Origin of the sequence: uncultured Nostoc sp., from assembly GCF_964245575.1 — a bacterium.
In the GTDB taxonomy this organism is placed as follows: domain Bacteria; phylum Cyanobacteriota; class Cyanobacteriia; order Cyanobacteriales; family Nostocaceae; genus Nostoc.
Genome location: NZ_CAXTNP010000428.1, coordinates 1 through 4,586, shown reverse-complemented (window position 1 = coordinate 4,586; position 4,586 = coordinate 1). Strand labels below are relative to the sequence as shown.

General features: G+C 41.6%; 4 protein-coding genes. All 4 read right to left on the bottom strand.

The genetic code is table 11. The features are described 5' to 3' along the window. Positions 1-285: 285 nt before the first annotated feature. The gene (gene purB, locus ACFFAP_RS36160) at positions 286-1,581 is read right to left on the bottom strand and encodes an adenylosuccinate lyase (RefSeq protein WP_375515724.1); all 1,296 of its coding nucleotides are present in this window, start codon (positions 1,579-1,581) and stop codon (positions 286-288) included. Positions 1,582-1,621: 40 nt separating this feature from the next. Next, entirely contained in the window at positions 1,622-2,173 is a 552-nt protein-coding gene (locus tag ACFFAP_RS36155; protein WP_375515723.1) for a DUF421 domain-containing protein, read from the bottom strand. A 182-nt stretch (positions 2,174-2,355) separates the two neighbouring features. Continuing rightward, complete coding sequence (locus ACFFAP_RS36150) at positions 2,356-3,372, bottom strand: YihY/virulence factor BrkB family protein (RefSeq protein WP_375515722.1); 1,017 nt, start codon at positions 3,370-3,372, stop codon at positions 2,356-2,358. Between the two features lie 316 nt (positions 3,373-3,688). Continuing rightward, a complete protein-coding gene (locus tag ACFFAP_RS36145; RefSeq protein WP_375515721.1) occupies positions 3,689-4,390 on the bottom strand; it encodes a bacteriorhodopsin in 702 nt (233 codons plus the stop codon). Positions 4,391-4,586: the final 196 nt, after the last annotated feature.

The window sequence follows — 4,586 nt, the reverse complement described above, 5'->3', positions numbered from 1 at the left end:
TGCCAAAGCTGTGCTTTGTCTCCCCTCCCGAAGAGCGGGTAGGGGGTTGGGGGTGGGGTGCAATGACTGTGGGAATTACAACTAATTATGCAAACATGATATATATATGTGTTATTTATACTACCCAGTGCTGGCAAAAATTCCAGCACCAAATTAACAGTCTTCAGCAATGCAATACTAAAGATTTTTGGTATTTTTATATATTCTTTTTTGAAAAAGTTTGCGTATTTTTTAAGTAACAGGTTAGTAGTAAGCGCTTAAGCGCTCACTACAAGCAAATTAATCCTAAATTCCCAACCGTTGATAAATCTCTTCTAAATGGCTCAGATGCTGCTGGGGGTCAAAACAGACTTCTAGTTCTGCTGGGGACAACTTTTCGGTAACGCGAGGATCTTTGTTAATCAAGTCCTGGAAATTACCTTCTGGCTTGTTCCAAGCGGCGTGAGCGCTTTCTTGAACGATCGCATAAGCCTCCTCTCGCTGGCTTCCCTTGTCTATCAAGGCAAGTAACACTTTTTGGCTGAACACAACGCCGCCGTAGCAGTTGAGATTTCGTTCCATGTTCTCAGGATAAACCAACAGGTTTTTTACTAAGTCGGTTATTTCTGTCAACATAAAATGCGTCAAAGTACAAGCATCTGGCAAAATCACCCGTTCTACAGAACTATGGGAAATATCCCTCTCATGCCAGAGAGCAATATTTTCCAAAGCTGCACCTGCATGGCTTCTGACGAGTCGCGCCATTCCCGTCAGCCGTTCCGAACGGATAGGATTGCGCTTGTGTGGCATTGCTGAGGAGCCTTTTTGACCTTTAGAGAAGAATTCTTCAACTTCCAGAACGTCTGTTTTTTGGAGATTGCGAATTTCTACAGCAAAACGTTCTATGGATGCTGCTACCAAAGCTAATTGTTGCACATAGTCGGCGTGGCGATCGCGGGAAATAACTTGCGTTGAGGCCGTATCGGGTTTGAGTCCGAGTTTTTCACAAGCGATCGCTTCTACACGCGGTTCAACATTCGCATAGGTTCCTACCGCACCGGAAATCTTACCCACGGCAATAGTTTCGCGGAGAATTTTCAGGCGTTCTTGATGTCGCAACACTTCTGCTAACCAGCCAGCTAGCTTGAAACCAAAAGTGATCGGTTCAGCGTGAATACCATGCGATCGACCAGCCATCACCGTATGACGATGTTCCTGTGCTTTTCGGCGAATTACCTGAATCAAATCTTCCAGACGTTGCAATAATATATCCAAGCTGGCAACCAATTGCAGTGCTAAAGCTGTATCCAAAACATCCGAACTAGTTAAACCCAGGTGAATATAGCGTCCGGCATCACCTACATATTCGTTGACATTTGTCAAGAAAGCAATAACATCGTGGCGGACTACAGCCTCAATTTCCAGCACCCGCTTTGGGTCAAAATCTGCCTTGGCCTTAATTTCCTCAACCGCCTGAGATGGAATGTAACCCAGTTCAGCTTGAGCCTCACAAACAGCAATTTCGACTTGCAGCCAAGTTTTTAGCTTATAGGCTTCACTCCAGAGATTAGCCATTTCGGGCAAAGTATAACGCTCAATCACAGTTCGGCACAGAATACAACCGTCATATTTTACAGTCTAATTAATGTAGATCACTTTTTAATGCTATTTTTTGCTCAGGGACAGAACTAGTTTTTGAATCAAAGGTGATGATACTAATCCTACCGTCAGCCTCCATATATGCAAACTTCACATCTGCTAAAAATTCCACACCTTGCTGACGTAACTTGCTCATCAACTCATCCTCTGTAATTAACTCTCGTTGCAAATGACGCTGAATCATCCGACCGTTTTTTACTAGTAGCAGCGGTGGCTGATTCATAAAACGTTGGAACTGAGGTATTTTGTAGCCTAACCAGTTCAGCAAGTAGCTCCAAAAAATTACAGTTCCTACCAGGATAGCGCCTTCAGTAATTGATGTATAATTACTTGCCATAGCGTTTTGGGCAGCTTCAGCAAATAGCACAACTACGAGTAAATCAGTGATTCCTAGAGTTCCTAGTTGCCGGCTAGGAAGGAAGCGTAGCACTGAGAACAGCGCCAAATAGACCAGCGACCCACGGATAATCAACTCAAAGACGCTAATGCTAGGAACAAAGATTGCCTGCCAATTGATGAAAAACCATTTTTCCATTAGCACAGATTTTCTCCCTTTTTCAATAGACTTCTGGAAAAAATCCAGTCTAAGGTTATTTATAAACACAGAGGAATTATCTATAATTATATGTGATTTATTTGATATAAGTAATTTTAATTAGAGGTTAAATACTTTTATCTGTATCAGATTTAAAAATATAAACCTCCAACAATTAGGGATTAAAGTCGCTGATTTTTTCTTTTCTGTTTTAAGCGCTTGGGCTTCTTAAAAGACTGGAACAAGCGATTAATAAAGCTAGAAAAAGGCTTTTTCTTAGTGGGTGATTGTGCTGTTGGAGCCTTGCCATTATATTCCGTATTATCAGATAAAGGTATGGCATGTTTAGATGGGGTTATGCCGCTACCGTACCTTCTGGCATAAACTTGGGTAAACTCCGCACCGAAGAAAAGAATCTGCGCGGCATAGTTAACCCAAGCTAAGATTACCACCAGTGAACCAGCAGCACCATAAGCTGAACCAAAACTGCCATTACCTAAATATTGTCCTAACAAAAATCTACCGATAGAAAACAAAAACGAGGTGAGCATAGCTCCAATTAAAACATCAGTCCAAGCAATTTCGACATCTGGTAGTACTTTAAAAATGAGTCCGAATAGGAACGTAGTGATGGAAAAAGAGAGGATGAAATTGAGAATATGCCAGAGGAAATCGACACCTGGCAGCAAGTTACTAAAGAATGTTACTAATGCTGCTAATGCTGTACTAATTACCAGAGAAACTAAAAGTAAAAAGCCAATCCCGATCACCATTGCAAAAGACAAAACGCGTAGGCGAATAATGTTAGTTACGCCGCGTCCGGGTTTCGGTTTCACTTCCCAAATCGTGTTAAGGGAATCTTGCAACTCGGTAAATAAACCAGTAGCACCCAATAGCAGAACTACGACACTAATGATAGAAGCGATCGCTCCTGTTTGTGGTTTATTAGCATTACTAATAGCTGTTTGGATAAATTGTGCCCCATCTCTGCCGACTAAGCCTTGAATTTGTCCAACGATTTGCCCCCTTGCCGCTTCTTCTCCAAATACTGCCCCTGCGATCGCAATTACAATAATTAGCAACGGTGCAATGGAAAAAATCGTGTAATAAGCTAACGCCGCCGCTAACCGTGAGGCTTTATCCTCACTCCATTCTTTGAACGTCTCTTGTAATAACTTCCAAATCGCCTGCAAATTCATCCAATCAGTCTCCTTAAGGGGTATCGGTTACTTCCTGATATATTGGATACTGATTTTATAAGTAGCAGCATCCATCCAAGGGAGTTTTTAAAGCGTCCTGGAGGAGGAATTTAGCAGAGTCGATAATTTCCTTGACGGGAATATCTATAAATAATTTGCTTTTTTCTTGACAATAGGTAGTGCGATCGCTTTAGTATATAAAATACACTGAGAGCGATCGCATAATCTCTTGATTGATTTCTCTAATATCGTTTCGCTAAAATTTGGGATTTCTTCATCGGTTAGCTATCTATTGCATCCTACTGAAAATTTCTACTTACTCATATAAGGGTTCCGATTCAGTAACCGATTCTCCTGCCTGTTCTAAACTACGTAGGGTGTTTAACGATAGAAAACCAAACCCGACTTTAGAGGCAATATCTAGTAGCGTATAACCCATTGTTTCCCCGCCTTGACCAAAAGCGTTAAACCCTTCTGGACTAAGAATCCACACAATTGGATAGAGTGTCCACAGCACCAGATGCACAGTCACCAGCTTGCGGAATGCTTGCTTGGATCTTGGATGTTTGCGTTCTGCCTCAATCTGGTAGGGCTTCACTAATAAGTAGAAAACCGCGAGGTAAGCACCACAACTTGCAATATACCAGATGTAGCTGATCGGCTTGGGTGTAACTGTGGCGAGGAAGCCAGTGGCAAGCATATAGGCGTTTGCTCCTAACAAGCTACCTGTAATCAGCAGGCTTGTTTTTCCTAAAAAAGTCAGATCCAACAACAACAGTGGCGTTGAGCAAAACCAAGTGACAAATCGCACCCAATAAGTTGGACGATCATTGATGATGTTAACTCCTTGACCGAGTGCCATTGCTAAGTACAGTCCACTAGCAATCAAGCAAATGAAAAAATTAAGTGTATACAGTATTTTCCAGCGTTCGTTTTTACCATTGTGTGCGCCTACTCCGAAAAAAGCACAACCCAGTGCCATACTGATGACACCAATCCACAGCCAAGTTTGAACCATAAGTATTTTCCAGCTTTTTGGTAACTATTAATGATAAATGGTTAATCAGAACTTTCAGTAGTTAACCTTATTTATTTTTGCTGGTATAGAAATTATTATTTGTATTTATTATGCCAGTCTTAATCCCGTCAAGGTGATATTCCGAGTAAAAAGGTTCAACTGCCGAGTAAAAAGGCTCAACTGCCGAGTTCAATAG

Coding starts and splice junctions, on each gene's coding strand:
- ACFFAP_RS36155 (WP_375515723.1), bottom strand. CDS start 2,173: ATGGAAAAATGGTTTTTCATCAATTGGCAGGCAATCTTTGTTCCTAGC.
- ACFFAP_RS36150 (WP_375515722.1), bottom strand. CDS start 3,372: ATGAATTTGCAGGCGATTTGGAAGTTATTACAAGAGACGTTCAAAGAA.
- ACFFAP_RS36145 (WP_375515721.1), bottom strand. CDS start 4,390: ATGGTTCAAACTTGGCTGTGGATTGGTGTCATCAGTATGGCACTGGGT.